Here is a 26,342-nt window from a genome sequence, read left to right as displayed (position 1 = left end):
GCGGAGGCGGTCGCAGCCGGGTTCTAGGCAGTGAAGAATTCGCCGGGGAACCCCTGTGACATGAGGGCCCGCCGATCCGGGCCGAGAAGGGCGCAGGAGAAGTCGAAGACATCTGCCAGGGCACCCGGGTCGCACAGGAAAAGGGCGGTGCACAGGCCATCCGCCAGGGCCGTGGGGCGGTTCGACAGGCCGGCACCGTCGGCCGGCGACACCTGGTCGCCGCCGACCAGGACCCAGGTTGCTTCCACCCGCTGCACGGGCAGGCCATCAACGGCGTTGAGTATGTGGTGGAGGGCGGTCAGACCAGGCCGGCCCTCCTTAAGGTCGGCCTCCCCCCACCGCCTTCGGCTGGGCGCGGAGGCACAGAAGGAGCCCGAGGCCACCTCCACCTCACCCACGGCCCGGGTCAGGTCGTCCGGATCCTCCATGCCGATGGCTATGGGGCGGGGGGATCGGATTCGCATGTCCCCGCCGGCATCGATCACGTATCCTCCGACCTCGTCGGCCATGGCAGCTGAGGTACGGATAGCGTGGCCAGCCCCCTCGAGCAGGTCAGCCAGAAGGTCGACCAGGAAGCCCTTCCCCGCGCCGCCAAAATCAAGATGAACAGGCCCGGCCGTCGTCAGCCGGCACCCCTCGTGGACCACATCCCGCCCCCAGGTTGCCCTCCCGTGGATGCGTCCCAGGTGATCCCGGGCCCCCTCCTGCATGACCAGGGTCAGATCCCGTCCATATCCCAGCCGCTCCAAGTCCGCTCCGACGGCAGGGTCCACACCCCCGTCAGTCACCTGGTAAAGAAGGTCGTAAAGGTCGAAGAGGCCCGAGCAGTAATCCGGGAAGTCAAAGGTGCCCCCCTGCCCGGACTCGGCCATGGAGGCCAGCACGGAATCGTCCCTGAACCTGGAGAGGGCGGCCTCGTAACCGTCGATCAGTTCCCTCATCCTGGTCAGCAGGGCGGAATCAACCTCTCGGGCCGTATTGATGACAATCCCCGTCCCCAGGGCTTCCGGGAAGGAGCAGACGAAGCGAAGCCTGCCGGCCTCATCGCCGGCGTCCCACAGAAGGCCACCGGCGGAATCATCCTCGTCACGGGCATCTTTCGGCAGGCCTCCGGCACACGCCCGGTCCCGTCGGCCACCTCCATCTGTCGTCTCCATGGTCTCCGATTCTAGGCCGTGAGGGGTTGGGGCGGAACCCGTGACGGGGACGACGCGGGTGGTCGCAGGACCTTCGGGCAATCAGAAGCCCGGCCGGGCGGGGCCTCATCGGTCCCTCTGGCCCGGCCGGGCGTCCGCATCAATCAGCTCAGCCTTTGACGGCCCCTGATGTCACACCTTCCACCACGTAGCGCTGGAGGAAGATGTAGAGGACCAGGATGGGGAGCATGGCCAGCAGGAGGGCCGCCATGACCAGTCCTATGTCGGTGGAATAGGTCCCGTAGAAGACCTGGGTGGCGATGGGGATGGTGTACAGCTCCTTACGGCCCAGGACCAGGGAGGGAAGGAGGTAGTCGTTCCAGAAGGCCATGGCCTCGATGATGGTCACCGTGGCCACCGTGGGCTTGAGGAGGGGGAAGACGATCCTCCAGAAGGTCCTCCACTTGCCGCAGCCGTCGATTTCAGCCGCTTCCTCCAGTTCCATGGGAATATTCGTCTTGATGGCCCCATGGAACATGAAGGTCGCCAGGGAGACGGAGAAGCCCACATGCATGAGGATCAGGGTTATCCGGCTGTTGAGCACGTGCAGCATGCCCCCGTAGACCGAGACCAGGGGGACCATGATCACCTGGAAGGGGATGACCATTGAGGCCACCATCAGGGTGAATAGGATGGCTCCGGCCTTCCAACGCGGGTTGCGCACGATGACATAGGCCGCCATGGCCGACAGGAGAACGGTCAGGGCGGTGGCGCAGACGGTCACAAAGGCCGAGTTGCCAAGCACCGTCCAGAAGTTCATCTTCTCTATGGCATTGGGGAAGTTCTGGAGGGTAAAGCCGTGCCGTCCGATCAGGGCCAGGGGCTTGGAGGTGATGTCCGCCTTGGTCTTGAAGACGTTGATGACCACCAGGAGGAAGGGGGCCAGGAAGACGAAGAGGAGGGCCAGGAGGACCACCCATACCAGGCCGTGCCCGATTCTGGTCCCTGCACTGACCTTGGGCCGACCGGGGGCCGCCCCATGCCGTGATCGCACCTGCATCTGTTCTGCTGCTTGACTCATCAGGCGTCCACCTCGCCCTTCTTGCCGAAATAGACCTGGAGGAGGCCGATGACCGCGCACACCACGAAGAGCAGGAGCGCTTCCGACTGGCCGACCCCGTAGTTCTTGTACACGAAGGCCTTGTTGTACACGTGCATGGCCGCCATCACCGACGAGTTGAAGGGCTCGCCCTTGGTCAGCGACAGGTTGAGGTCGTAGACCATGAAGCACCGGGTGGTGCTCAGGAAGATGCACTGGACGAAGGAGGACCTCATGAGCGGGATCGTCACCCTCATCATGGCCTGGGTCTTGGAGCAACCGTCTATCTCAGCGGCCTCCTTGAGACTCTGGTCCACGCTCATGAACCCCGCCACGTAAATAAGCATCATGTAGCCCGCATACTGCCACACGGAGACCAGGATCAGACAGAACATGGCCCCGTTGGGTGTCGACAGGAGGGAAGCGGTGGTATGGGAGGTCACGGCCTCCCCGATGGCCACGAAGGCCCGGTTGAAAACGAACTTCCACACGTACCCGAGGACGATGCCGCCGATCAGGTTGGGTATGAAGAAGGCCGCACGGAAGAAGTTCTGCCCCTTGATCCCGCTGGTCACCAGATAGGCCAGGAGGAAGGCCACGATGTTGACGAGGATGACCGAAATCACCGAGTAGATGACTGTCCTGCCCAGGGCCTGCCAGTAGGCGGTGTCGGCGAAGGCGTTGTGGTAATTGGCCAGACCGACGAAGGGCTTGGTGTCGGAGACCCCGTCCCAGTTGGTCAGGGTCAGATAAAGGCCGTAGATGAAGGGGATTACCACCACGGCGCAGAAAAGAATGGCGGCGGGGCCCGCAAACATGAGGAACTGCCCCACCTTGTAAGAAAATCTATTGCGTTTCATAATCACCGTGCTTCCGCCGTGCGGCTCGGGCGGCGGACAGGCCGTCCGCGCCGCATCAGTCGAAGAGGCCTGTCACTCGCCGGCCGCTGGGAGCTTGGCGGACTTCCAGTAGGTCTGGATGTCCTTGGCGAACGCCGTGCGGTTCTCCTGACCTGCCAGGTACTTCTGGAAGTCGGCGCCCAGCACCGAGAAATGATCGTCAGGCAGATGGCTGTAATTGGCGATGAGCTTGCCTCCGTCCGAGTACTTCTTGACCGACGTGCTCAAAGGATCGGAGACCTTGAGGGAGTTGTTGGAGAAGGGGGACACGAGGGAGCAGTCGTTGACGACGAAGGACTGCCCGTCCTTGTCATAGACGAGCCAGTTGAGGAAGTCCTCCGCCGCCTTGCGCTGGGCGTCGGAAGTGTTCTTCGAGGAATCGATGAAGAAGTACTTGGAACCGCCGCCGACCAGCTTTTCGTTGCTGCCGTCATCGGTGTTCTGGGGAACGGGCATCTCACCCATGTTCTTGGTGTAGTCGTAGTCTTTGATCACCGACCAGTCCCAGTTCCCGCCGAACATGAAGGCTATCTTGCCTTCGGCCAGGTTCTGCTCAGTCACCTCGCGCTCTGCCGAGATGGCGCTGGACTTGGCGTAGTTGTTGTCCTTGAGGACGTCGAACGTGTCCATGAGCGACTTGAACTTGGCATCCTGCTCAAGGTCCACACCACCATCGTGCAGGCTCTTGATGAAGGCATCGGGGTCTTTTCTCTCCTCATAGACCTGTGCCAGATAGTGGGCCCCGAGCGACCAGTCCTCTTTGATGACGCCGGTCGGTTGCTCCATACCGCCGTCCTTGATTTCCTTGATCAGTCCCTTGAAGGCGTCCAGCGTCTTGTAGTCCTCGGGCTTGAAGTCCTTGCCGGTGGCCTTCTTGATGGCATCGGCGTTGTAGAGGAGGCCACGGGCCTCGATGCTGACGGGGAAGCCGTAGATCTTGTCTCCCAGACCCACCGCGTACTTGGTGTCCTTGACCCACTTCTGTCCGGTCAGGTCCGCTGCATGCTCCTTGGCCAGTGAGTAGATGTCCTTTTCATCGACCATGGAGATGGTATAGGGGTCGTTGGAGGCGTACTTGGTGGACAGGTGGGCCGCCACGGTGTCGGTGGAGGAATAGACCTCCACGTCCACCCCCTTCTTCTTCGAGTAGTCCTTGGCCATCTTTTCCATCTGCGTCTGGATTTCGGACTTCGAGTTGAAGATGGTGATCTTTGTGCCCGATGAGCCGGCGCCGCTCGACCCGGACGTCCCGCAGGCAGCCAGCATGCCGAACGATAGGAGTGATGTGAGCGCTATTGCCCCCGCCCGCCTCAGCGCGGTGCCCTTCTTGAAGCTTGTCATTTCTGCTGCCTTTCTGCCTTCTCCGGCCGAGCCGCTTTGCCCAGGGCCGACGCGCGGACTTCCGCCGGGCGCCGACATGGGGTTCGGATACTCAAACCGGTTCGATATGAACCGGCCCTCTGTATCTAACCGGTTCGATACTACATGATGCCCATGCTGGTTGTCAAAGCGGCAACCGTCCGCCCAACCCGGGCAAGGTTGCAGCGGAAGACTTGGAAATGTTGGTCTCCCTGAATCCATGACCTGCGACACTCCCGTCTCTGCCGACACCTGGCCGCCCGCTCCCGGCAGGCCTCCCACTCTCTCAGGCCTTCTGCCCGTTCCCCTCCAACCGCTTGAAGATGGGGTTGTAGAGCCAGGCACAGCAATACTGGGGAAGGGAGATGCCCACCAGGAGAACCACCGGCAGGAGGTAGACCACATAGGTGACGTAGAGGAGGGCGCAGGCCACGGTGATGGCCACCATGGCCAGGGTCCGGGGCAGGAAGCCAAGGGCCAGCCTGCCTGCGTTGGCCAGGGTGTGGAGAACGGTGTTCTCGTAGCGTGAGAGCAGGAAGAAGGAATACTCGGCCACTGACACCGTCGCCAGGGCAATCACCACCATGACCACTTCCATGAGGACCTGCCCGGACCGCGACAGCCCGCCTAGGGCGTAGACATCGCCAGCCATGACCAGGCCCACCGCCAGGACGAGCAACCAGATGACGGTCGCCTTCTTCCAGTTGGCCTTGAAGGACTGCCAGAACTGCATGGCTATGTAAGAGTCCTCCTTGCGTACCATGTGCCAGAGTACGTAGTGCATGGCGGTGAAGGCGGCCCCGGCGGTGACGATGGGGATGCAGAAGACCAGGGTGATCAGGTTGAGCTCGATCAGGTCGAAGAGGACCCCCATGAACCTGAAGAAGGCATTGTCCTGATTGAAGAATCGTCGCATGTCAGCCTCCGCCTCGTCGCTCTGCCGCCGCCGGGCGGCTTACAGGGGAACGGCCGCCCCGCCCCACACGCCTCCGAGTCTATATCAGCCCTGGTATTCCAGACCTGCGAGGAGGTCCTCGCAACAATGACGACCCTGGGCGTCCTCCCACCCCAGCGTGGCGAGCGGGACCGGCCCCTGCCCATCCCGCGCCCGGGCAGGGGCGAAGACCAGCCTTGCCCTGCTCGTCTCACCCCTCCATTCGAGGAGGAGACCTGCATCCGTCATCTCACTGGAGAAGGCCCCGTCGAAGGCATCCAGCCCGTTACGCAGGCGGCAGAGGGCGTTGAGGGCTCTGACCACCGGTCGTTGGAGGTTCTCGTCCACCTCCTGGGCGGAGTATCGGTGCCGGTTGATGTCGCGCCCGTTGCCGGTCTGACGCAGGAGGTCCATGTCGTTGACCCCGGCCATGGCCCCCACGTAATAGACCTGGGGGACCCCGGGCAGGAAGAACTGGACGGCCCTTGCCGCCAGGTAGGCCTGGTCGTCGCAACCCAGGGCCGAGTAGTAGGTGCTGTTCACCTGGTAAAGGTCCAGATTGCTGGCGGCCCCGCCCGTGGCCTCTGCCGACTGGCCCATGGTGCGTTCATGGATGGTCCTGACCAGGCTGTCGACGGCCTGGTCGCTCACCAGCCCCTTCAGGTTCCGGTTCAACTGGTCGGACCCGATGTCGATCACCCCTATCCCGTCGTGGGTGTCGAGCACGGTCACCGCGTTCTGCGGGCGCACGCGGATCCAGTGGTCCAAGGCGGCCAGGTCTCCGGTGTACAGGGAGTGGAGGAGGAGGGGGGGCAGGGCGAAGTCGTAGACACGATCCACCTTGGAGGCGATTTCCACCTGCTTCTTGTAGTAGGAGTGGACCTCGATCAGGGTCTCCAGCCCCCTCCTGGCCCCCTCCTGCTTGATCCGTCCGATCAACTCGAAGGTCTTGGGGATCATGAAGCAGCTGGTGCCGGCCTGTTTGGCACCGTAGCCCACGGCATCCAGGCGGATGTAACGCACATGGCTGGCGGCCAGGCGGTCGAGGATGGAGAGGATGTAAGCCCATCCGCCTGGGGAGTCGGTGTCGATGTCGACCTGCTGGGGGGTGAAGGTCGTCCAGACCAGGCGGGTCCGTCCGGCCCAGGTGTACTGGGTGAAGGGCAGGCCCGGGCGCGGCCGGTAGATGCCGGCCAGGTCGGACTCGCTGGCCCCGTCAGGGAAGACCGTCGACATGGTCAGGAACATGTCATGGTGGGGGCTGGCCTGCCCGTGGGCCATCACGTCCTGGAACTGGCTGGACCTCCACGACATGTGGTTGACGATGGTGTCGACCATCACATCATGGGTCCGGCTGAGTTCGGTCACATCATCCCAGGTGCCCAGGCGGGGATCCACCTGCGTGTGGTCGATGGGGTCGAAGCCCGCGTCCGCCCCGTCATAAGGGGTGAAGAAGGGGAGGATGTGGACCCCCCGATAGACCCCGCGGAAGCGGGTGCGCAGGAGGTGGGTGAGGGAAGCCAGCGTCCCGTCTCCGAAACGGTCCGCATACGCAATCAGTTGGACCTTGTTGTCCATGAAGCCTCCTTAGGACGTCCGCCCTGCCATACCCTGCACGTCACGGCCCTCCCCGAAGAGACGCCTGACGCGATGCCGGGTCCGCCGCCGCCAGATGTGGCGAACCGGTTCGATATTATCATAAAACCCGTTCGATACGCCGTGGAGGGCTTACCGCTCGGGCAGGGCCACACCCGGACGGGACCAGGCCGTCGGAAGAATCATGGCAGGGGACGCAGAATCTGATTTCAGACACTCTTCATGGCGACGGGCACTCGGGGACGTCCCTCAGACGGACCGCCCTCCCGGTGTTCCTGCCCTTCCCTTCTGCGCTTTGCAGGATCGGGACCCGCAGACATAGTTGCCGGCCGGGTCAACAACCCGGCCGGCAAGACATCACACATGACGATCAAGGCTTGGACATCACAGACAGACCTGGAGCCAACCTGCTTATGCCATTCACAGGGACCCGCCTTCAGGCGGGATGCCCGTGGACGGGTCATCTTCCTGCGGCCCCGGCTCCTCCTCTCCATCGGTTTTCTCATTCTTCGCGTATACGGCATCCCGCCATTTGGCCCAGAAGCCCGGCAAGAGCCTGGGCATGACACGAAGAATAAACAGCGGGGCCACGAATAAAAAGAATAAGAGGGAAACCACTATCACCCATACGCTCTCCGTGTGGCTCCTCGCGGCGCCGAACGTGATCGCCAACTGGTCCCATGCAAATTTCTTCACAGGATCCCACAACCCCGTTCCGAAGATATACACAGCGACAAGAAACGACTGTATGAGGTATTCAAGGGCCTTCTTCTCCTTGACCCTGGTCCTGCCCACACAGATTGTAATCAACATCAATACAAGATGAATCGACAGGCTGAACACGAGTACAAAGCAAACCTTCTGCCATAGCATATTCTCTCCTTGCTCACAGCACTCCCCAGCGCCCATATCCTTCCTGGAGCCAGACTGCTTATGCCATTCACAGGGACCCGCCTTCAGGCGGGATACCCGTGGACGGCTCATCTTCCTGCGGCCCCGGCTCCTCCTCTCCATCCTCTCCATCGGTTTTCTCATTCGCATATACGGCATCGCGCCATTGGGTCCAGAAGCCCGGCAAGAGCCTGGGCATGACACGAAGAATAAACAGCGGACACACCAACGCGGCGAATACGACGGAAACCACTATCACCCATACGCTCTCCGTGTGGCCCCTCGCGGCGCCGAACGTGATCGCCAACTGGTCCCATGCAAATTTCTTCACGGGATCCCACAACCCCGTTCCGAAGATGTACACAGCGATAAGAGTCGTTCGTATGAAATCTTCAAGGGCCTTCTTCTCCTTGACCCTGGTCCTGCTGACGAGGATTGTGATCAGCATACCCAACAGATGAAGCGACAGGCTGAATACGAGCACGAAGCAAACCTTCTGCCACATCATGATCACCGCCCTCATCGTTGCAGGTACATCCCCGCTTCGGATGTGCTCCCCACCCCCTCGATTGCTCTCACCGAGAGCGGGACAGATCCTCGGCAATCGAAGTTGGTCTAATTTATAGACCTAATGCAGGCGCGACACACCGTGAAATGATGCGGTTCTTCGGGAGGGGACCTTGCTGTCGATCCCCCGGTCACCCGGCTTTGGTCGTCTCGCCGATTCTCACATGGAGGGGGACCACGTCAGCCACGGTCCGCAGGAATCTGCCCCCGTCGGCCAGGGAACCCGCAGTCGGGTAGAAACCAGAGCCCGTGTCCCGGGAGGGGGACGCGAGACCGTCACCCGCGCCGCCAGCGTCTCGAACGATCCCGTCATCCTCCCTGCGGCCCGTGGAGACCCCGCCGGTCTTCCCGACATCGACACCCTTTTCGCCGGCCTCGATGGACTCTATCATCCGCTTGCCCAGGAGGTCGGCTATCCGGTCGAAGTCCTGCTGGAGGGCGGTCAACCTCATGCCGGCGGCGTCGGCCAGATAGGTGCCGTCATAGGCGATCACCTGGAGGTCCCGGGGGATGTCGATCCCCCTCCTGATGGCCTCTTGGACACAGTAGGCCGCCCCGATGTCAGAACTGACCACGGCATCGACATCGTCATAGAAGTCAAGCACGTGGTTGACGGCCCTGGCGTAGCCTTCCAGGCTCTCGACGGCGCCGGCCTCGATGTACTCGTAACGGACCCCGACCCGGTCCAGCTCATGCTCCAGGGTCAGGTAATAGCGCACCGTGGGGAAGGTGGTGTCCAGGTCGTTGCGGCCCCGGCGCAGCCGGACCTCGCCCTTCGCCCTCCGCTTTCCACCCGATTGAGGCATGTCATGGAACTGTTCTCGGGGGCCGCCGATCATGACCACATGCCTCGCCTTGGACTTGAGGAGTATCTCGGCCACGGACCGGCCGCCGCCTTCATGGTCGGATGCCACCACTGGGATGCCAGGGCCCAGATAACGGTCGAAGGCCACCAGTGGACGGCCGATGGAGGTCCAGTAAGAGGCCGGGTAGGTGGTGTGTGCACCCATGATGATTCCGTCCATCATGTGCCTGCGGAGCATGTCCACGTACTGGTCCACATCCTGGTTCACATCGACGGTTGAGCAAAGTATGGTGCGGAAGCCATGCTCGTAGAGGACGCGTTGAAGGCTGGCCGTGAGGGTGGCGAAGAAGGGGTGGCGGATGGTGGGCACGATGACACCGATGATGTCCGTCCGGTTGCGGTAGAGGTTCCTGGCCAGCTCGTTGGGTATGTAATTGAGGTCCTCCATGGCCGAACGGACCCTGGCCTTCATCTCGTCGGAGACGTAACCGTTGCCGTTGACCACCAGGGAGACCGTGCTGATCGAAACCCCGGCGGCCCGGGCGACATCGCGCATACCAACCATCGCGGCCTACCATCCTTCCAGGTGCCATGGCCCGGTCATCCTCACCCCCGGAACCAGCCGACACTCCATTATTACCAGCATGAACCCGACGGGTCGTCGCCAAGACCCGGCCCGTCAGCCGGATGCACCGGCCCGGTCGCCGGCCGGCCAGGCAGGCACTCCTGCGCGGGTGACCTCGTGCCCGCGCCAATCCGCCCGGTCAGCCCTGTCGCTCAGCCCACCAGGGAGTGGACCGAGACGATCTGGTCGCGGCCTGGGCCGGAACCGATCGCCGATATCCTGCAGCCGGAAAGGTCTTCCAGCCGGTGCACATAGTCCTTGGCCGCCTGGGGGAACTCATCGAAGGTCCTGGCCCCATCGATGGGCTCACTCCAGCCGGGCACCTCCTCATAGACCGGGACCGCGGACCTGAACTCCCCCTGGTCTAGGGGCATCTCATTCACCCTGGCCCTGGATCCGTCGGCTGTTGTGACCTCGTAACCCACGCAGATGGGTATGGTCTCCAGGCCGGTGAGCACATCCAACTTGGTCAGGACGATATCGGTCAGGCCGTTGACCCTGACGGCGTACCGGCTGACCAGGGAATCGAACCAGCCGCAGCGGCGGGCGCGGCCGGTGGTGACACCGAACTCGTGACCCTGCTGGCGCAGCCACTCCCCGCTCTCATCGTCGAGTTCGGTCGGGAAGGGTCCCTCTCCCACCCTGGTGATGTAGGCCTTGGCGACACCCACCACGCGGTCGATCTTGGTCGGTCCCACCCCCGTGCCGGTGCAGGCACCGCCTGCCGTGCAGTTGGAAGATGTGACGAAGGGGTAGGTCCCATGGTCCACGTCCAGCATGGTGGCCTGACCGCCCTCGAAAAGCACCCCCTTGCCCTCATCCAAGGCCCTGTTGAGGATGAGGGCGGTATCGGCCACATAGGGCCTGAGACGGTCGGCATATCCGGCCAGCTCGTCCACTGTCGCGTCGACGTCGATGGCGCGGCGGTTGTAAAGCTTGACCAACATCTGGTTCTTCTGGTGGAGGCTGGCCTCCACCTTGTCACGCAGGTGGTCGGGATTGAAAAGGTCGTGCACCCGGATGCCCACCCGGTTGATCTTGTCCGCATAGGCGGGGCCGATGCCACGGCCTGTGGTCCCGATTTTGTGCTTGCCCAGGAAACGCTCGGTCACCTTGTCAAGGGTCCGGTGATAAGGGGCGATGATATGCGCCGACTGGCTGATCCGCAACCTGCCGCAATCCACCCCCCGCGACTCGAGGGCGTCTATCTCACCGAAGAGGGCCTGGGGGTCAACGACCACGCCGTTGCCGATCACCGGGGTGACCTTGGGGTTGATGATGCCGGAGGGCAGGAGGTGGAGGGCATACTCCTGGTCGCCCACGACCACCGTGTGGCCGGCGTTGTTGCCCCCGTTGAAACGGGCTACATAATCCATGTCCTCTGCAATCAGGTCCGTGGCCTTGCCCTTGCCCTCATCGCCCCACTGGGCACCGACGATCACGATTCCAGGCATGAGATGCTCCTCCTCCAGGCAGCCGCCATCGCCGGGCGCGACGGTCCTGGCCACCAAGCAAGAGCCTATCCCGACGTGTGGAGCTGGGATCCGGCCGGAACGAGGATTCCAAGGGTTTGCGCACGCAGTCCCGACCGGCATGCAGCCCGCTTCTTCCCCCTATGGACGACCCTGCCCCCTTATGGATGCCTTTCACCGCGCGGCGTCATCGCAGGGCCCGGCCGGCACTGCCCAGCTCCCGGCAGGCCTCGACCACCCGGGCGGCCATGGCATCCTCGGCCTGCCGACCCCAGGAGCGGGGATCGTACTCGTTCTTGGCCCCCACCTCCCCGTCGACCTTGAGGACCTTGTCGTAGTTGGTGAACATATGGCCGGCCACTGCCCGCGTGAAGGCATATTGGGTGTCGGTGTCCACGTTCATCTTGACCACCCCGTAGCCTACGGCCCGTTTGATGTCGTCCAGGTCTGATCCGGAGCCTCCGTGGAAGACCAGGAGGAAGGGATGGTCGTCCGGTATGGACTGCCCTTCCATCGCCCTCCCGCTGGGGTCCACGGCCTGGGGAGGGTCCACCAGACCCCGGCCGATGGCCTGGGCCGTATGAGACTGTATCTCTCCCAGGAGGTCGGGTCTCAGTTTGACCACCCCGGGCTTGTAGGACCCGTGCACATTGCCGAAGGTGAAGGCGGCCATGTACAGGCCCCCCTCCCCCAACCCCAGCTCCCTGGCCACCTTGAGGCCGTCCTCGGGGGAGGAGTAGAGCCTGGAATCGATGTCCGCCCGGTGGCCGTCCTCCTCCCCGCCGACCGTGCCGATTTCGATCTCCAGCACGGTATGGGCGGCTTTGGATTCCTCCAGGAGTTCCCTGGCCACCTTCAGATTCCTGTCCAGGGGGACGGTGGATCCGTCCCACATGTGCGACTGGAAGAGGGGTTCCTCCCCCCGGGCGACCTCCTCCTTCTCGTAGGACAGGAGGGGGCGGACCCACTCGTCCAGGTACTGGTAGGCACAGTGGTCCGTATGCAGGGCCACGGTGATGCCGGGATAGTGGTTTATCACCTCCCGGGCGAACCGGGCGAAGGCGATGGATCCGACCACCCTGTCCTGCAGTGTCCGGCCTGAAAAGTAAGAGGTCCCTCCCACAGACACCTGGATGATTCCGTCCGATTCCGCCTGTGCAAACCCCTGGAGGGCCGCATTGAGCGTCTGCGTGCTGGTCACGTTGATCGCAGGGTAGGCATAGGAACCCCGGCGCGCGGCATACAGCATTTCGGCATAACGCTCAGGTGTGGCAAGAGTCATGCTCCCATTATCCCCGGCAGCCGCGAAAAACCCTATGAACACGCCACGGATAAAAGGGCCTGCCGAGAATCCGGCATCAGTCTGGCAGGGCGGGCGGAGGGGTATCTGATTGCTTTGGGCGAACGCCGGCCCGTCTGGATTGACATTGCAAGACGGCCTGATTAGGTTGGCTCTGTGCATTTGGTGAAACGTTACGTCACTTGTGGCGATTCGCTTTTGAACCTGCGCGGGTCCCTTCTGAAATCCTGGAAGACCCGCAGCGGGGACGGCCAGGTCGACACATCGACCTTCCGGGAATAGGAGCAGGGATGCCGACGACAGACAGCAAGCGCAAGAAGATCATCCTCGACCTCGACACGGGCATCGACGACACCCTGGCACTGTCTTACGTGCTGGCCTCGCCCGAAGCTGAACTGATCGGCATCACCGGCACCTACGGCAACGTGGTCAGGGACCGTGGCGTGGCCAACGATCTGGACCTTCTGTCGTTGTTCGGCCGGGACGACATCCCCGTCTTCAAGGGAATCGACCACCCCTCCACCACCGACTCCTTCCGCGTGCCCCCGGACTCTGAAATCTTCCACGGAGCCAACGGCACCGGCAACATCGAGATCCCCGCCCACTCCACCCGCCAGGCCGAAACGGTCGGCTCGGTGGACTTCATCATCGACTCGGTCCGCCGCCACGCAAAGGGTGAGCTGGTGGTCGTCCCCACCGGAGCGTTGACCTCCATCGCCGCAGCCCTGGAAAAGGCCCCCGACATCATCGACAAGATCACCATCGTCCTCATGGGGGGCAGCCTGACCCAGCCGGGCAACGTGGGCCCCTTCGCTGAAGCCAACATCAACCAGGACCCCGAGGCCGCCGACAGGGTCTTCTCCACCCAGGCCGACATCACCATGATCGGGTTGGATGTGACCACCCAGGTCCTCATGTCCCGGGAGGACACCCGGGCCTTGCGCTCCATCGGCACCGAGCAGGGGCGGTTCCTGGCGGACATGACCGACTACTACATCGACATCAGCGAGAAGGAGAGCGGGATCTACCTGGGCGGCTGCAACCTGCACGACCCCCTGGCCGCAGCCGTGGCCATCGACCCCACCCTGGTGACGACCTTCGCCACCAACCTCATGGTCGAGACCGAAGGGCCCCAACGCGGACGGACCATCGGTGACCCCAGCCGACTCCTCGACCCCGTGAAGAGGACGAAGGTGGCCCTGGGCGTCGACAGCGAGCGTTTCACACGGCGGTTCATGGACCGCCTCCTGACCCTGGCAGCCGGAAGGGTACAGGGGGGCCGGCCCGCCGCCCCGTCGGCGACCCGGGGGGAACAAGACCTCTGATGACACCCGGGACCGGTTCCCGGCGACGAATCAGGAAGGCGGACGCCGCCAGACGCCCGCAACACGATAAGGAGTTCACACAGCCATGACCGACACGATCCGAGAGACGGGCTTGACAGGGTCCCGCCCGGCCAGCACGGCCGCGGACAACCGTGCCAAGACCAAGAAGTCCCTCCCCGCCCTTCTGACGATCTTCCTGCTGGGCACCCTGATGATCCAGGCATTCAACCTGGTCTTCCAGAACGTAGGCGACTCCCTGGGCATGTCCGCCAACGCCTCCCTCATCTCCACCCTGCCCGGCATCGTCCTGGGCGTGGTCTGCATGCTCTACGGGACCCTGTGCGATTACATATCCCCCCGGAAGATGACCCTCTTCGGAATCGGCGCCCTGGTGACGGGCAGCCTCCTTGGCTTCCTCGGAGCCTCGGACTTCTGGGTGGTCGTCGCGGCCCGCATGATCCAGACCGCCGGCGGGCAGGTGGCCGGGTCCGTCTTCCTGGTCATGGCGATGAAGTATCTGAGCGACAAGGAGAGGGCCTTCTATCTTGGCCTCTTCAACGCCGTCTACTATGCCTCCTCGGCCGTGGGCATCTTCGCGGGTGGGCTGATCACCTCGGTCGACTGGAAGTACCTCTTCCTGGTGCCCCTCCTGTCGGTCTTTCTGATTCCCACCATCGCCAGGAACACCCCGGACACGGGGGCCAAGGGAGACAGGATCGACGTCTTCGGCATCGCCCTGTTCGCCGTGATAGCAGGGTTCGTGGCCGTCTACTTCTCCTTCCCCGCCATGTGGATCCTGGGGGTGCTGGCCGCGCTGATCCTGGTCTTCGCCCTCTACGTGTGGAAGGGGCGCAATCCCTTCCTGAGCAAGAAGTTCATCACCAACGGACCCTACATGGCCGTCCTCCTGGCCCTCTTCGTCTTCTACTTCTTCAACTTCGCCTGCGTCCCGATCTACAACGTGATCGGTGACGGCATCTATCACATCTCCCTGGGCCAGGTCTCCCTCTGCCTGACTGCGGTATACATCGTGGCCACCCTCTTCGGCTGCTTCTCGGGAGCCATCATGTCGGCCATCGGCCGCCTTCCCATGCTGATCCTCTCGGCCGTGCTAATGGTGGCCGGATGCGCCGGGTCCGCCCTCTTCATCACCAAGGGCTTCTGGCTCCTGACCATCCTGGCCTGCGTCTTCATAGCCGGCATCACCATGTCGTACACACCCCTGTATGACTCCTTCTCGGCCACCCTCCCCCAGGAGGAGAACGGGAGGGGGATAGGCATCGGAGACCTGATGATGAACACCTCGGCTTCGATCGGCATGGCCGTTTACAGCGGCCTCATGGCCAACGACCACCTGGGCTCCCTTGCCCTGCCCGGTTTCGGCATAGAGACAGGAAGCCAGGCCCAGGCCTCCAACATGTTCTGGATCATGTGCGCGGCCTCCCTGCTGGCCCTGGCCATCGTCCTGATCTTCCACAGACCCATGTCGAAACAGGCCCCCCAGGGGGACTGACGGCAACGGCGGCTTGACCGCCGCCCACGAACATTGACTTGGCCGGTTCCCAAAAAGAAACGGCCGCTTGAGCCGGGGACAGGATGGGAGCCGATCCCATCCTCCCAGCAAGATGATTCCCTCTTCCCTCAGCCAGGGAGGACAGAGGCGAACCCATCCTGTCCCCCTTCTGAAAGGCCCCGCCTACGCCATAACGGGCGGGGCCTTTCACGTACCCGGGAAAGTACGGACCGCCCTTCCCGGCGGCCGGCCCCGCCTATCACGGCCTGACCCCGCCTATCACGGCCCGAACTCGCTGACAGGCATGCTCGGCATCCGCCGACCACCGGTCGCACGGGGGGACAGCGTCTATGTGCGGAGATACGCGAATCGTCTGGACCACCGGTCGCACAGGGGGGGGGTGGAGTGGGAAACGGGCCTGGTCACGTACCCCGGGAAAAAGAGAACCCGGCGGGTGGAAGACCGCCGGGCGAGAGAGAGAAGAAGGGAAATCAGTTATCGGACGATATCGCTTCGTCTGGCCGGTGGGCTCTGCCCGCCGACAGTTACAGTAAACACAACCCACCTTGGGAAGATGATGGGGTTGTCTGTGAATTCCCTGAGAACGCGGCCTCCCGGCGGGAAAGCCGCCCAAACCCAAGGGCAAAGACCGGAATCACTTGTTAGACTGGTGAAAGAACATCGGGCATGACACACCATCCAGCCTGCAGGCGACGTGTCAGACGGGAGGGCACGCCGGCACCCGTGCCGGCCGGCCAAAGACCTAAGGAGAACAGACACATGCTGCTCAGCGACCATGACATCCTGAAAGCGCACGACGAGGGACACCTGTCCCTGGATCCCTGGACACCTGAAATGGTCCAGCCCTCAAGCGTGGATGTCCGTCTCGACCGCTTCTTCCGCGTGTTCAACAACCACGAATACACGTACGTGGATCCGGCCGAAGATCAGGGCGCCCTGACTGAACAGTTCGAGGTGGCCAAGGGGAGTCCGTGGATCCTCCACCCGGGCGAATTCGTCCTGGGCTCCACCTGGGAGTACGTGAAGCTGGATGCCACGCTGGCGGCCCGTCTCGAGGGGAAGAGCTCTCTGGGCCGCCTGGGAATCCTGACGCACTCCACCGCCGGCTTCATCGACCCCGGTTTCGAGGGCCACATCACCCTGGAGCTTTCCAACGTCAGCACCCTCCCGGTCAAGCTATGGCCGGGCATGAAAATCGGGCAGATGTGCTTCTTCCAACTATCCTCACCGGCCCAGTACCCCTACGGATCCAAGCACAACGGATCCCATTACCAGGGACAGCGCGGCCCCACCCCATCACGCTCATACGTGGACTTCTACAAGGCCGACGTGTCCGAGTGAGAACAGGCACGACGATGTCCATACGCACGGTGCCCGCAGCAATGCTGAGGCGGTTCACATAGGCGACCTGCTTTGAAGAGGCAAAGGCTGCGGGACCTGGACCCAATCCCTCTGCCGGGGAGGTCCTAACGGGCGGATGATGACACCCCGCCGGCACAATCCTGCGTTCACTTCAATCAATTCTCCTTATGGGCACGTGAGACGATACGTTTCCTGTCACCCTCATCAAGGAGGAACTTCCAAGCGACAACAAAGAAAATCGCCGAATAGACAAGAACCCACACTATGAAAGACACCAGCGAAGCGACAGGCAGCACCCGGGTCAACAAGAGGCAGGCACCCGTGATGACCGTTGTGGAAACCATGGTGGGCAGCATTTTTTTCCAGAAGTAAACCATGTTCAGGCCTATGCTGAAGTGATAGTAGAAATTCATGAACAGGCCCGTACCTAGAACAATGCTGGCGATATACCCTATTGCAGTTGCCCAATACGTGAACTTTGGTATGAAGAGCACGGAAATGACCACATCAATCAGAGCGGTGAAAATATAAATGACGCTGCGGGCTTTATGTTTGTTCTTCGCCCGCTGAATCTCTATACCGGTATTCTGCGTCAACGGCACCACCACCGGCAGGGTCATGATGACAGCCAGCCAGTATGCATCGGTATTGGCGCGACCTGCCCACTTGAGTATGAAGAACTGGCCGACAAGCACGAAACCACCGAAGATATAGCAGAAAAGTATCATCTGGTACTTGCCGACCCGTGTCATGAGAGCAGTGAGCACCTCATTATCATCTGAAGTCGCAACAATCCTGTTGATGAGGGGGACGAAGACATTCGACATCGTTGTCGACATGGAGAAGAAAACGGTCCGGATCTGAACTGCTATGGAAAAGGTTGCGACCGCTTCCGCCCCACTCATAGCGCCCAAAAGAAAGTTAGGTACTTGGTTGTTGATCAGATCAAATATCTGATTGAGGAAAATCCAGAAACTGAAAACTGCTATCGCCTTGAACAGACCGAACTGCAGATTCGTAAAGAGGAAGCCCATACCAAGCTTAGAAACCGCAAACCTGACATTGAGACCGAGAAGGACCAATGAAACGAGCAACTGCGCGACAGCCACCCCGCTGGCCCCGGCACCGAGCACAAGGGCCCCGACAGCGACGAAGGGGGTGGCGAGTGAGGTGAAGAGCTGTCTCGTCTGTTGGAAGGCAAACCTTTCATGAACGATTATGTATGAGTCGAAAGGCGTGGAAAGGAGGGTGACCGATACATTGAGCGTCATTATCACCATGAGAGTCCGGGTGAGAGTTACCTCATCCGGCGTCAGCCCCTTAGAGAACAGACGCTCCGAGTTGGCGACCAAGACCAGTCCGAGGACGATGCACAGGAGGGCAGCGGCCACATACACGAGGAGGAACATGCCATTGAGCCTTCGCACGTCATCGGCAGTACCTCGCTGTTTTTTCAATGTATAGAATCTGACGTAGGCACCATAAAAACCTGCGCTCAACAGGGTAAGCATGAAAACCACGGAGTTCGTCATCTGGAAAACTCCGTAATCAGCTTGACCGAGGTAGTGAAGGAGGATGGGCGTATAGAGGAGATTGACAAGGTTCTTCGCCAATATATTCACATATCCGAGTAGTGCCCCTATTTTCCTCTGCCCTGCCAATATCCCTCTCTTCTCCATGTCGAATCGTCAATGAGTCATACGACCACCCTCCGAAGGGCCGACGCGATTTTCTGCACTCCGCTTCAGAGTGTATCCTAACAACCATGGACTCCGTAAAGGCTGAGGCAAACGATGTTCACAATACTGACATCACAAGAGTGATCGAGAGCAAGGACGCGGACTCTCCTACGGGGCAGACTACTTTTTGCATAGGCTGCGGCGCCTGCGCTTTCGTGGATCCGGCGTTCAGAATCATTAAGAATTCGGATGGCTGCCTCCAAGCCGAGCAAGTTTCCGACACCGACCTGCGAGCAGCCAGCCAGGTGTGCCCCTTTGCCAGCCGGTATGATGAGAACCGGATAGCCGAAACCCTTTTCGCCGGAGTGGACGGCATAAAGCATGATGAGAACCTCGGTTATTTCCTGGACACATACGTGGGGTACGTCAAGCAGGACGGATACCGGGAAAGAGGAAGCTCGGGAGGATTCATCAGCTGGTTGGCTGCAACCATGTTGAAGCAGGGACTGATTGATGCTGTCATTCACGTCAAAGACGGTGATTCCCCTGAAAATATGTATGGCTATCAGATTTCCCATACCCCCGAAGAGGTGACGCAGGGGGCCAAATCCAAGTACTACCCCATCACAATGTCAGAGGTGCTGAAGTACGTATCTGATAATGCGGGAAGATATCTGTTCATCGGAATCCCCTGTTTTATAAAAAGCGTCCGGTTGATTGCCCGGCAGAATCCGGTAATCAAAGAGCGAATCCCCTACTGTATCGGCCTGGTCTGTGGACATCTGAAGTCCGATTTCTTCGCGAAAAGCGAGGCCTGGGAGTCGGGCATCCCTCCTCAATCGTTGGAGCGGGTTGATTTTCGATACAAACTTCAGGGAAGACCGGCATCTGACTACGCGATAAAGGTCGACGGCCGCGGTCCCGAATCACCTCATTCGGTCATCAAAAGAACCGCAGACCTGTCAACCACAGACTGGGGCTTGGGCTACTTCAAATATAACGCTTGCGATTTCTGCGACGACGTGCTCGCCGAGACAGCGGATGTCACCTTCGGGGATGCCTGGTTACCCAAGTATGCAGGAGACGGCTTGGGGACAAACGTCATCGTTGTGCGCAATCCTGAGATTGCAACCATCCTGGACGAGCACGCGGATGAGATTCAACTGTTCGACTCATCCCCTGCCGAGATATATCAATCGCAGGCCGGTGGGTTCCGACATAGAAGGCAGGGGTTGTCTTACCGGATCGAGACGAAACGAGCACGAGGCGAATGGGTACCGACAAAACGTCGTTTCACGGGAATACAGGCTCCTTCGGAACGCCGTAAAGAAGTCTATGCAATGCGCACCCGGCTGAAAAACGAGAGCTTTCAAGCCTACCACGAGGCGGAGGCGGCAGGTGATTTCTCAAAGTTCGTTGCCCATATGAAACCACTGGTAAGGCGATACCGCAGAATTTCGGTTCCACTTTTGACCCGGATCAAGAGAAGCATTGGACACCTCCTGCCAGCCGGTGTAAAAACCAATCTGAAACGGCTATTGAGGATTAAACGGGCATGATGCCCCCTTAATTCGGTTTGCCTGCTTGGACAAGGGGTGCCGCAAATATAAGTCTTCCCGTTATTCCAGTGCAGTTTGCAGCCACTCACGGGAGGATCGCCTGTTCCTGTCCAGCATTTCATCCACCCTGTCATAGTCAATTGTTCCAAGAACGTACCGTGCACTCATCACATCAGTCAAATCAAATTCCCGGAACAGCGTATCCATCCTTGAATTCAGACTCATTTTACCGTCGTACTCCGTGCGGCTGAATACCTTGAACTGCTTCCTGAATAAAATCGAAAAGCAGCAGGCGTGATAAGAATCAGTGAAGACAAAAGCTGACTTTGCCACCAATTCGACAAAATCCTGAGGTCCCGCAATATAGGTCTCAGGATCCCTGAAATCAAGAATCCTCCGAATCCCCAGGCCATTCTTGCGTGCATAATCTTCGATGAAATTCTCCACCTCAGCAGATTGTTTACTGAGAAAATAGGTCAGCACATACCGCTCATCATCTGGAACAAAACCATCGAATATTGATTCCCACTGTCTCCTATCCACCATAAGGGTCGGATCGAGCACAACCGAGACTTCTCGGTCTGAAAGGCCATCAACAAGCTCTTTGGTCCTGTCCTCTCTTACGGAGACAGCTTGCAGGCCCTGAAGCCCCTCGATGAAGATGGGCTTTAACTGGCCGGGGATGTCGGAAACTCCGATACTGGCCGCATAAGCGATTGCCGGCATTCCGCGTCGGAAAATCCCGATTCTGCACCTAAGCTCTTCCGGAGAAACCCAGATATAGTTCCATACCTGGTCGGACCCGATGACGATTTTTGATGGATAAAACCGATCCACCCCTGTCAGACCTTCAGATAAAGTAAGCGACAACACATCGTCTGGTACATACCGTCTGGTGAATTCGATATCCTTCCCATACCTCTTAGCAAGGAGCGACTTGTCGCCAAGGGGCAACATTCGAATCAGCGGACCAAGCAAGCTTTTACCGATTCGCTTTAGACTGCGCTCGAAACTGGCGATTCCGGTTACATCCGGGGTAAGGAACCTTATGGTGGTCACTTCGCCATATTCCCGTAACATCTCCTGCAGGGCATAGTTTTGAAGCCTATTACCGTAATTATACGGGTCATTGATGGTCAATATAGCGTACCGTTTCTCATTGCCCTCAGACACGCTTAACTCGCTTTTCCGACTTAAAGGAGACCTGAGCTTCATAAATCTATATGATAGTACATCGCCTTTGAGCTTCTCAGGATGGGCTGAGACGGAACCCACCGATAGGCTTCCCGAGCCTTGCCAGGAGAAAGCGGACGCGCTGCGGATGATCCATAGCGAAAACGAGTGATCTGCACAGCATTCAAATGACGCTATGATTGGGCGATGGCAACCGTCAAAAACAAGATTGAATCATCCCGCAAACCTATGGCATGACGATTGGCAGGCCAGACGAGAGCACCAATACCAACTTCCCTGGACGGTGCGACTGGCGGCAGCGGCGGGTATTGTAGAGACTTCATCGCCATGGCTCTCTACTCATGAAAATGCCGCACAATTAGTAATTTAGTGCTGCGATATACAGGTCCCATGCACCGAAGAAGTCACGCATCAAGTGAGCAGGAGCAGGAATGCCCGAATTAAACGGCAAGAGCAATCACACCGGTCAAGCGCGGAAAGGAAGCCGTTCAATTTATGGCGCCCACAGCAGCCAGGTAAAGCTCAAAGGGCATGCCGTTCGGAACACGGTCCTTATCCTCCTTCTGCTCCTGGTAACCCTTCTTGGGATATGCGCAGGCTTCGGCTACAAATTTTACAAGGAAGCGATGGTGGTTAAGGGGCACGAAGAGCGTGCAATCAGTTTGGTCTCATCGATAAATGGAGACAAGGCCATTCAGAATCCCAATGCCATAGCCGGTATCATTCCTGACTTGCAGCAAGAGACGGATGCAGCAAGGCAGATAGCCCATGGCAACCTGTGGGAGGTGGCCGCAAAAATCCCTGTCTACGGTGATGACGTCAGAACAGTCCAGGGGATAGTGGACGTTGTGGATGACGTCTCCCACCGCTCCTTGCCAAAGCTCTCGGACACCGCCACCCGCCTCCTCGCCGCGAAGTTCAGCGAGGGGGGCGGCAAAGTCAATCTGAAGCCCATAGAGGATGCCAGCGATGGTTTTGCCGAATCCAACAAGATGCTCAAAGAAGAACTTAGAACCCTGAAAAACCTGCCGGATCCAAAGATATCGAAAATCGACACTCTCTACCGGCATGGCATCAAACAGTTTTCTGCGGTATCAGACAAGGTCGACCAAACCAGCGACGACATTCGAATCGTTCCCCAGTTCCTCGGGAGCAAGGGGACACGCAACTACGTCATTGCTGCACAGACCCCTTCAGAAGCTCGCTCAGGAGGTGGACTGATTGGCTCGCTGGGCTCCATGACGACAGACAGTGGGCAGATAAAAGTCAACAGTTTCCATCCAAACTCTGATTTCATTAACCTCGCACGAGGCGGCACATATGAAGAGGAGGCCATCTTTTCCGGACCGCTGAAGTTCAACTTTGACATTCGAGATGTATCAGCGAATCCTGATTTTCCCCATGTTGCTACAGTCGTCAAGCAACGGTGGCAGCTTTCGCGCTATTCAACGCCTGTTGACGGCGTGATGATGATTGATCCCGTGTTCATCCAAGAGATAATCAAGATAAGCGGCGAGGTCCGACTTCCCGGCGGTATGGCACTGAATGGCAACAATACCGCTGAATTCTTCATGAATGGCATTTACAAGACAGTGCCCGAGAATATGCAGGACGCTGTCTTTGCAGGAGTTGCCGCCCAGGCCATGAACAACGTCTTCAAGGACCTCAACATGAGCAAACTCATCAAGATAGTCAAGGTCATCCGCCCCATGGCTCAGGGTAGACACATATACACCTTCACCTTCCACGAAGATGAGGCGGCAAATTTCCAAGGAGCCGGACTGGCGAAAAACGCTCCCGACAATCCCGAAAAACCGGAAATCGGCATCTATCTCAATGAAAACAACCCATCGAAGCTGGACTGGTATATACACCGCAAGACCGATATTACTCGCACCCATTGCGACAAGGACGGACATCAGGTTTACCATGTGCGGTTCACAATGACGAACACGATTCCGCAATCAGACCTGAACAGCGGGAACCGCTACATACTCGGGGGTTTTGCCGGCATCGGCCAACCGGGTACTCCTGTTGAGCGTATGCTATTTTACCCGCCTGCCGGAGGATCTATTACCGACTTCCATATAACCGGGAATGCGACGGGTTTAACCACCGCCAAACTTGATGGGAAAACGCTGTATACGGGTATAGCCACACTCTCACCCGGAAAAGCAGTCACATACGAATATGATGTGATCACTTCCAACCGAGCCACAAGCGATTTAACCCTCGACCAGACCCCGATGGGATGGAGTGACCCTGGCATCACACACAATACAGGCAAGTGTGCAATCGGCAGGTGACGAACCCCTGTACAGCTACACACCTGGCCGGAGCAATATCACCGGTCAGCACTTCAATGTCGCTTTCTTATAGCATATCTGTAAATAAACAATCTATAGAATCTATAGAGCATATTATAGATACCAGGAAGCAATATCAGCATCCTCCATCTGATTTTCATCATCATACCGATAGGAATCACAGATGGGCTTACTTCTTCCTCGACCACCATATGATAGCGTCGAACCAGATGACGTAAGTGAAGTCGCAACGTCTTATATTTCGGACTATCAGATACTCGCAGAGAGGCCTGGTAAGTACGAACGACATTCTCCAAGTATGTATACAGTAAATAAGGTGCTGCCTTCGGAAACGCATCACGCAAGTGTCGATAAAGCCCTTCAAAGTAAGTGCTTGTCTCGACATCTACGACATCACTGTTGGATCTGCTGTCTTCAACATGTCTATAAAAGTAAAGAGGCCTTGGATCATAGACAAAACGTCGAACCTTCTCCATCAGGGCATATGTTACGACCGCATCCTCGATATATGACTTTGTGGAGAATCGAATCCCCTCGAATAAGCTACGAAGATACAGCTTGTCCCACACGCTGCGACTCAGGCATGGAGCTGTCCCAGCCGGTGAAGCATTGATCAGTATCAAGCCCTCTTCGGCACCACCAACTGTGCATGCACCCGGCTCACTCCTCGCCATGATGCGCAGTCCACGCACATCCGCAATACCAATGCATGATATTTCGGCACGTTCACGCTGCATATTTTCCAGCATCGTCAGGTAAGCATCCTCACCCAACCAGTCGTCGGCGTCTACGAATGTCACCAAATCACCACGTGCCTCATCAAGTCCGATGTTCCTCGAATGGGCAACGCCAGCATTGCTTTTATGTATGACCCGGATACGCTTATCCGCCTCGGCCCAGGTATCACAAATATCCGGGGAAGAATCGGAAGATCCGTCATCAATAAGGAGAATTTCAAGTTCTCTATATGATTGATGAACAATGCTTGATATGCACTTATCCAAGAATCGCTCTGCTTGATAGATGGGCACAATAACGCTAATCAGTGGCTTTTCTGGCACCATACCCAATCCCCCTTTCCCGTCTGCATGTTCGTCGCGCTTCCCATATCGCACAGATAAAACCGATTCATCCGACTTCCCGGCAAAACCAGCCGAATACGCTGCACCCTCCGCCATGATGACTCATGCCTCTTGCGCCTTGTTTTCCTACGCCACCCACGGCCTGCTTTCAAATCTTATTGTCCTATCGCATGCAAGACGACACCCACAACCTCAATCCAATGTCATGTTGATTGCTGCCCCCTTCGAGGGTCAGCTTCTTCCAGCATCTTCATCCCGAAAGACTGCCGTCCGCATAAAGAGACGCACCCGCTGGCCCTAGAACCGTCGCTCTATCCGACTGCAACAGATTGGATTTCTGCATTGTGGATACTCGCCTTGCCCTTACCTTTTCAGGTCTTTTCGATATTCCTGTTCAATCCTTGCGACCATGGCAGTCAGCGTATATCGCCCTTCGTATTCCTCCCGAATCAACCCTTTATCCCAAGCAACATTCAGTGCATATGTCAACTGATCGGCTGCGGCTTCAACATTTCCCGGCTGATACAGCAGGCCGATTTGTCGGGATGTGACGATGTCCTTCACTCCCATCACATTACTCGCGACAATTGGGATGCCTGCTCGCAATGACTCAATCAAACTGTATGGCATACCTTCGTACAGTGATGTCATCAGAAACAGATCAAACCCGGCCATTAGCCTTTCAGCATCGCTCCGGTATCCTAGCAAATGACAATGCCCGCTCAGCTGATGGGTAAGGACGTATTGTTTTACGTCATCCGCCAAGGGCCCATCACCGACATATACGAACTGCAAATCAGGCATACGGCTGAGCATGAGTTGAGCCACCCGGCAAAATTCAATCGGGTTCTTTTGCACGCTCAAGCGCGCCACTGTCCCGACCACAATGTCGTTCCGCCGGAAACCCATCCGGGATTTGGCTGCATCCGCTGACAATGGGATGGCATCAGATATGCCGTTCGGCACTACGATGAATTTTTCCGGCCTGTCAAGGCCACAGGCCAAAGCCTGCTTACGCTCACTTTCAGAAACATTAAATGTTTTTGTCGTAGCGAACCTGCTAAAAAACCGCTCCAGCAGGATAAACATATGCTTCTTTATTTTCCCAAATTCTGGAGATTGAAAAGCATACGCATGGGGGGTATAAAAAACTGTCTCGATGCCGCACAGCTTTGCTGCCGCCCTTCCGAGTATGCCTGCTTTTGAACTGTGGCAATGCACGATATCAGGCTTTGTCTTATGTATCAGCTTGGTCAAATCAAGAAGAGCTTGTATATCTTTGCTCACACTGAGCCTTCTGACCAGGTGGGGCAGCAAGGCCACGTGAACACGCTGAGAATCCGTATGCATGAGGCTGGAAAGCAGGGCGGAAGACGCCCTGTCCTTCCCGCACGCCACAGTCACTTCGAAACCGTCAGCAGCCAGGCTGATGGCAAGGTCTTTTACATGCCTGCCTCCACCGCCAGCCAGCGCTTCTACAATCAGCAGCACATTGGTCACTGGTGTTGGACCTGCCCATCCACGAAGAACAGGGGAACCTGCTCGATCGTCGCTGCATGATGGATTAGTCAACTTCATTGGTCTTGCTCCTGATGAA

At 58.7% G+C, this 26,342-nt stretch carries 20 protein-coding genes; 5 read left to right on the top strand and 15 right to left on the bottom strand.

Annotation, left to right across the window (positions count from 1 at the left end; all coding sequences use genetic code 11):
• Nucleotides 1-23: 23 nt before the first annotated feature.
• The 11 genes from V6584_RS00325 to fbaA all read right to left on the bottom strand — a co-directional run bounded on the left by V6584_RS00325 (nucleotide 24) and on the right by fbaA (nucleotide 12,665).
• The gene (locus tag V6584_RS00325) at nucleotides 24-1,157 is read right to left on the bottom strand and encodes an FAD:protein FMN transferase (RefSeq protein WP_340468481.1); all 1,134 of its coding nucleotides are present in this window, start codon (nucleotides 1,155-1,157) and stop codon (nucleotides 24-26) included.
• Nucleotides 1,158-1,305: 148 nt separating this feature from the next.
• Nucleotides 1,306-2,217 (bottom strand): carbohydrate ABC transporter permease, encoded by a 912-nt coding sequence (locus tag V6584_RS00320; RefSeq protein WP_340468480.1) that lies wholly within the window; start codon nucleotides 2,215-2,217, stop codon nucleotides 1,306-1,308.
• On the bottom strand, nucleotides 2,217-3,095 hold the full coding sequence (locus V6584_RS00315; RefSeq protein ID WP_340468479.1) for a carbohydrate ABC transporter permease: 879 nt from the start codon (nucleotides 3,093-3,095) through the stop codon (nucleotides 2,217-2,219). The genes V6584_RS00320 and V6584_RS00315 overlap by 1 nt, the downstream gene beginning before the upstream one ends.
• A gap of 72 nt (nucleotides 3,096-3,167) precedes the next feature.
• Nucleotides 3,168-4,475, bottom strand: a complete 1,308-nt coding sequence (locus V6584_RS00310) for an ABC transporter substrate-binding protein (protein ID WP_340468478.1) — start codon at nucleotides 4,473-4,475, stop codon at nucleotides 3,168-3,170.
• Between the two features lie 304 nt (nucleotides 4,476-4,779).
• Complete coding sequence (locus V6584_RS00305) at nucleotides 4,780-5,409, bottom strand: YesL family protein (protein WP_340468477.1); 630 nt, start codon at nucleotides 5,407-5,409, stop codon at nucleotides 4,780-4,782.
• 84 nt (nucleotides 5,410-5,493) lie between these two features.
• Entirely contained in the window at nucleotides 5,494-7,005 is a 1,512-nt protein-coding gene (gtfA, locus tag V6584_RS00300) for a sucrose phosphorylase (protein ID WP_340468476.1), read from the bottom strand.
• Between the two features lie 438 nt (nucleotides 7,006-7,443).
• The gene (locus tag V6584_RS00295) at nucleotides 7,444-7,896 is read right to left on the bottom strand and encodes a hypothetical protein (RefSeq protein ID WP_340486083.1); all 453 of its coding nucleotides are present in this window, start codon (nucleotides 7,894-7,896) and stop codon (nucleotides 7,444-7,446) included.
• 67 nt (nucleotides 7,897-7,963) lie between these two features.
• A complete protein-coding gene (locus V6584_RS00290) occupies nucleotides 7,964-8,422 on the bottom strand; it encodes a hypothetical protein (protein ID WP_340468474.1) in 459 nt (152 codons plus the stop codon).
• 190 nt (nucleotides 8,423-8,612) lie between these two features.
• Entirely contained in the window at nucleotides 8,613-9,851 is a 1,239-nt protein-coding gene (locus tag V6584_RS00285; protein ID WP_404802577.1) for a LacI family DNA-binding transcriptional regulator, read from the bottom strand.
• Between the two features lie 212 nt (nucleotides 9,852-10,063).
• A complete protein-coding gene (locus tag V6584_RS00280; protein ID WP_340469670.1) occupies nucleotides 10,064-11,365 on the bottom strand; it encodes an adenylosuccinate synthase in 1,302 nt (433 codons plus the stop codon).
• 205 nt (nucleotides 11,366-11,570) lie between these two features.
• Nucleotides 11,571-12,665 (bottom strand): class II fructose-bisphosphate aldolase, encoded by a 1,095-nt coding sequence (gene fbaA, locus V6584_RS00275; RefSeq protein WP_340468473.1) that lies wholly within the window; start codon nucleotides 12,663-12,665, stop codon nucleotides 11,571-11,573.
• Between the two features lie 308 nt (nucleotides 12,666-12,973).
• Here fbaA and V6584_RS00270 point away from each other — a divergent pair, with 308 nt between their 5' ends.
• From V6584_RS00270 to dcd, 3 genes are all read left to right on the top strand, one after another.
• Complete coding sequence (locus V6584_RS00270; RefSeq protein WP_340468472.1) at nucleotides 12,974-14,008, top strand: nucleoside hydrolase; 1,035 nt, start codon at nucleotides 12,974-12,976, stop codon at nucleotides 14,006-14,008.
• An 85-nt stretch (nucleotides 14,009-14,093) separates the two neighbouring features.
• Entirely contained in the window at nucleotides 14,094-15,521 is a 1,428-nt protein-coding gene (locus V6584_RS00265) for an MFS transporter (protein ID WP_340468471.1), read from the top strand.
• Nucleotides 15,522-16,301: 780 nt separating this feature from the next.
• A complete protein-coding gene (gene dcd / locus V6584_RS00260; protein ID WP_340468470.1) occupies nucleotides 16,302-16,883 on the top strand; it encodes a dCTP deaminase in 582 nt (193 codons plus the stop codon).
• A gap of 176 nt (nucleotides 16,884-17,059) precedes the next feature.
• Here dcd and V6584_RS00255 read toward each other — a convergent pair whose 3' ends face one another.
• Entirely contained in the window at nucleotides 17,060-18,583 is a 1,524-nt protein-coding gene (locus tag V6584_RS00255) for a lipopolysaccharide biosynthesis protein (RefSeq protein ID WP_340468469.1), read from the bottom strand.
• An 86-nt stretch (nucleotides 18,584-18,669) separates the two neighbouring features.
• Between V6584_RS00255 and V6584_RS00250 the strand changes: the two genes are divergently transcribed.
• Nucleotides 18,670-20,142, top strand: coding sequence for a Coenzyme F420 hydrogenase/dehydrogenase, beta subunit C-terminal domain (locus V6584_RS00250; protein ID WP_340468468.1), 1,473 nt, complete (start codon nucleotides 18,670-18,672; stop codon nucleotides 20,140-20,142).
• A gap of 60 nt (nucleotides 20,143-20,202) precedes the next feature.
• Here the strand turns inward: V6584_RS00250 and V6584_RS00245 are convergent, their stop codons facing one another.
• A complete protein-coding gene (locus V6584_RS00245) occupies nucleotides 20,203-21,357 on the bottom strand; it encodes a polysaccharide pyruvyl transferase family protein (protein ID WP_340486079.1) in 1,155 nt (384 codons plus the stop codon).
• 410 nt (nucleotides 21,358-21,767) lie between these two features.
• On the opposite strand from V6584_RS00245, the gene V6584_RS00240 reads away from it, so the two are divergent.
• On the top strand, nucleotides 21,768-23,642 hold the full coding sequence (locus V6584_RS00240; protein ID WP_340468466.1) for a DUF4012 domain-containing protein: 1,875 nt from the start codon (nucleotides 21,768-21,770) through the stop codon (nucleotides 23,640-23,642).
• Nucleotides 23,643-23,695: 53 nt separating this feature from the next.
• Here the strand turns inward: V6584_RS00240 and V6584_RS00235 are convergent, their stop codons facing one another.
• The gene (locus V6584_RS00235) at nucleotides 23,696-24,841 is read right to left on the bottom strand and encodes a glycosyltransferase family 2 protein (RefSeq protein ID WP_340468465.1); all 1,146 of its coding nucleotides are present in this window, start codon (nucleotides 24,839-24,841) and stop codon (nucleotides 23,696-23,698) included.
• Nucleotides 24,842-25,108: 267 nt separating this feature from the next.
• Nucleotides 25,109-26,323, bottom strand: a complete 1,215-nt coding sequence (locus tag V6584_RS00230; protein ID WP_340486077.1) for a glycosyltransferase family 4 protein — start codon at nucleotides 26,321-26,323, stop codon at nucleotides 25,109-25,111.
• Nucleotides 26,324-26,342 lie beyond the last annotated feature (19 nt).

Source organism: Bifidobacterium favimelis, from assembly GCF_037963085.1.
Classification (GTDB): domain Bacteria; phylum Actinomycetota; class Actinomycetes; order Actinomycetales; family Bifidobacteriaceae; genus Bombiscardovia; species Bombiscardovia favimelis.
Note: the sequence above shows the minus strand (reverse complement) of the source record. Positions and strands in the feature narration are given on the sequence as shown.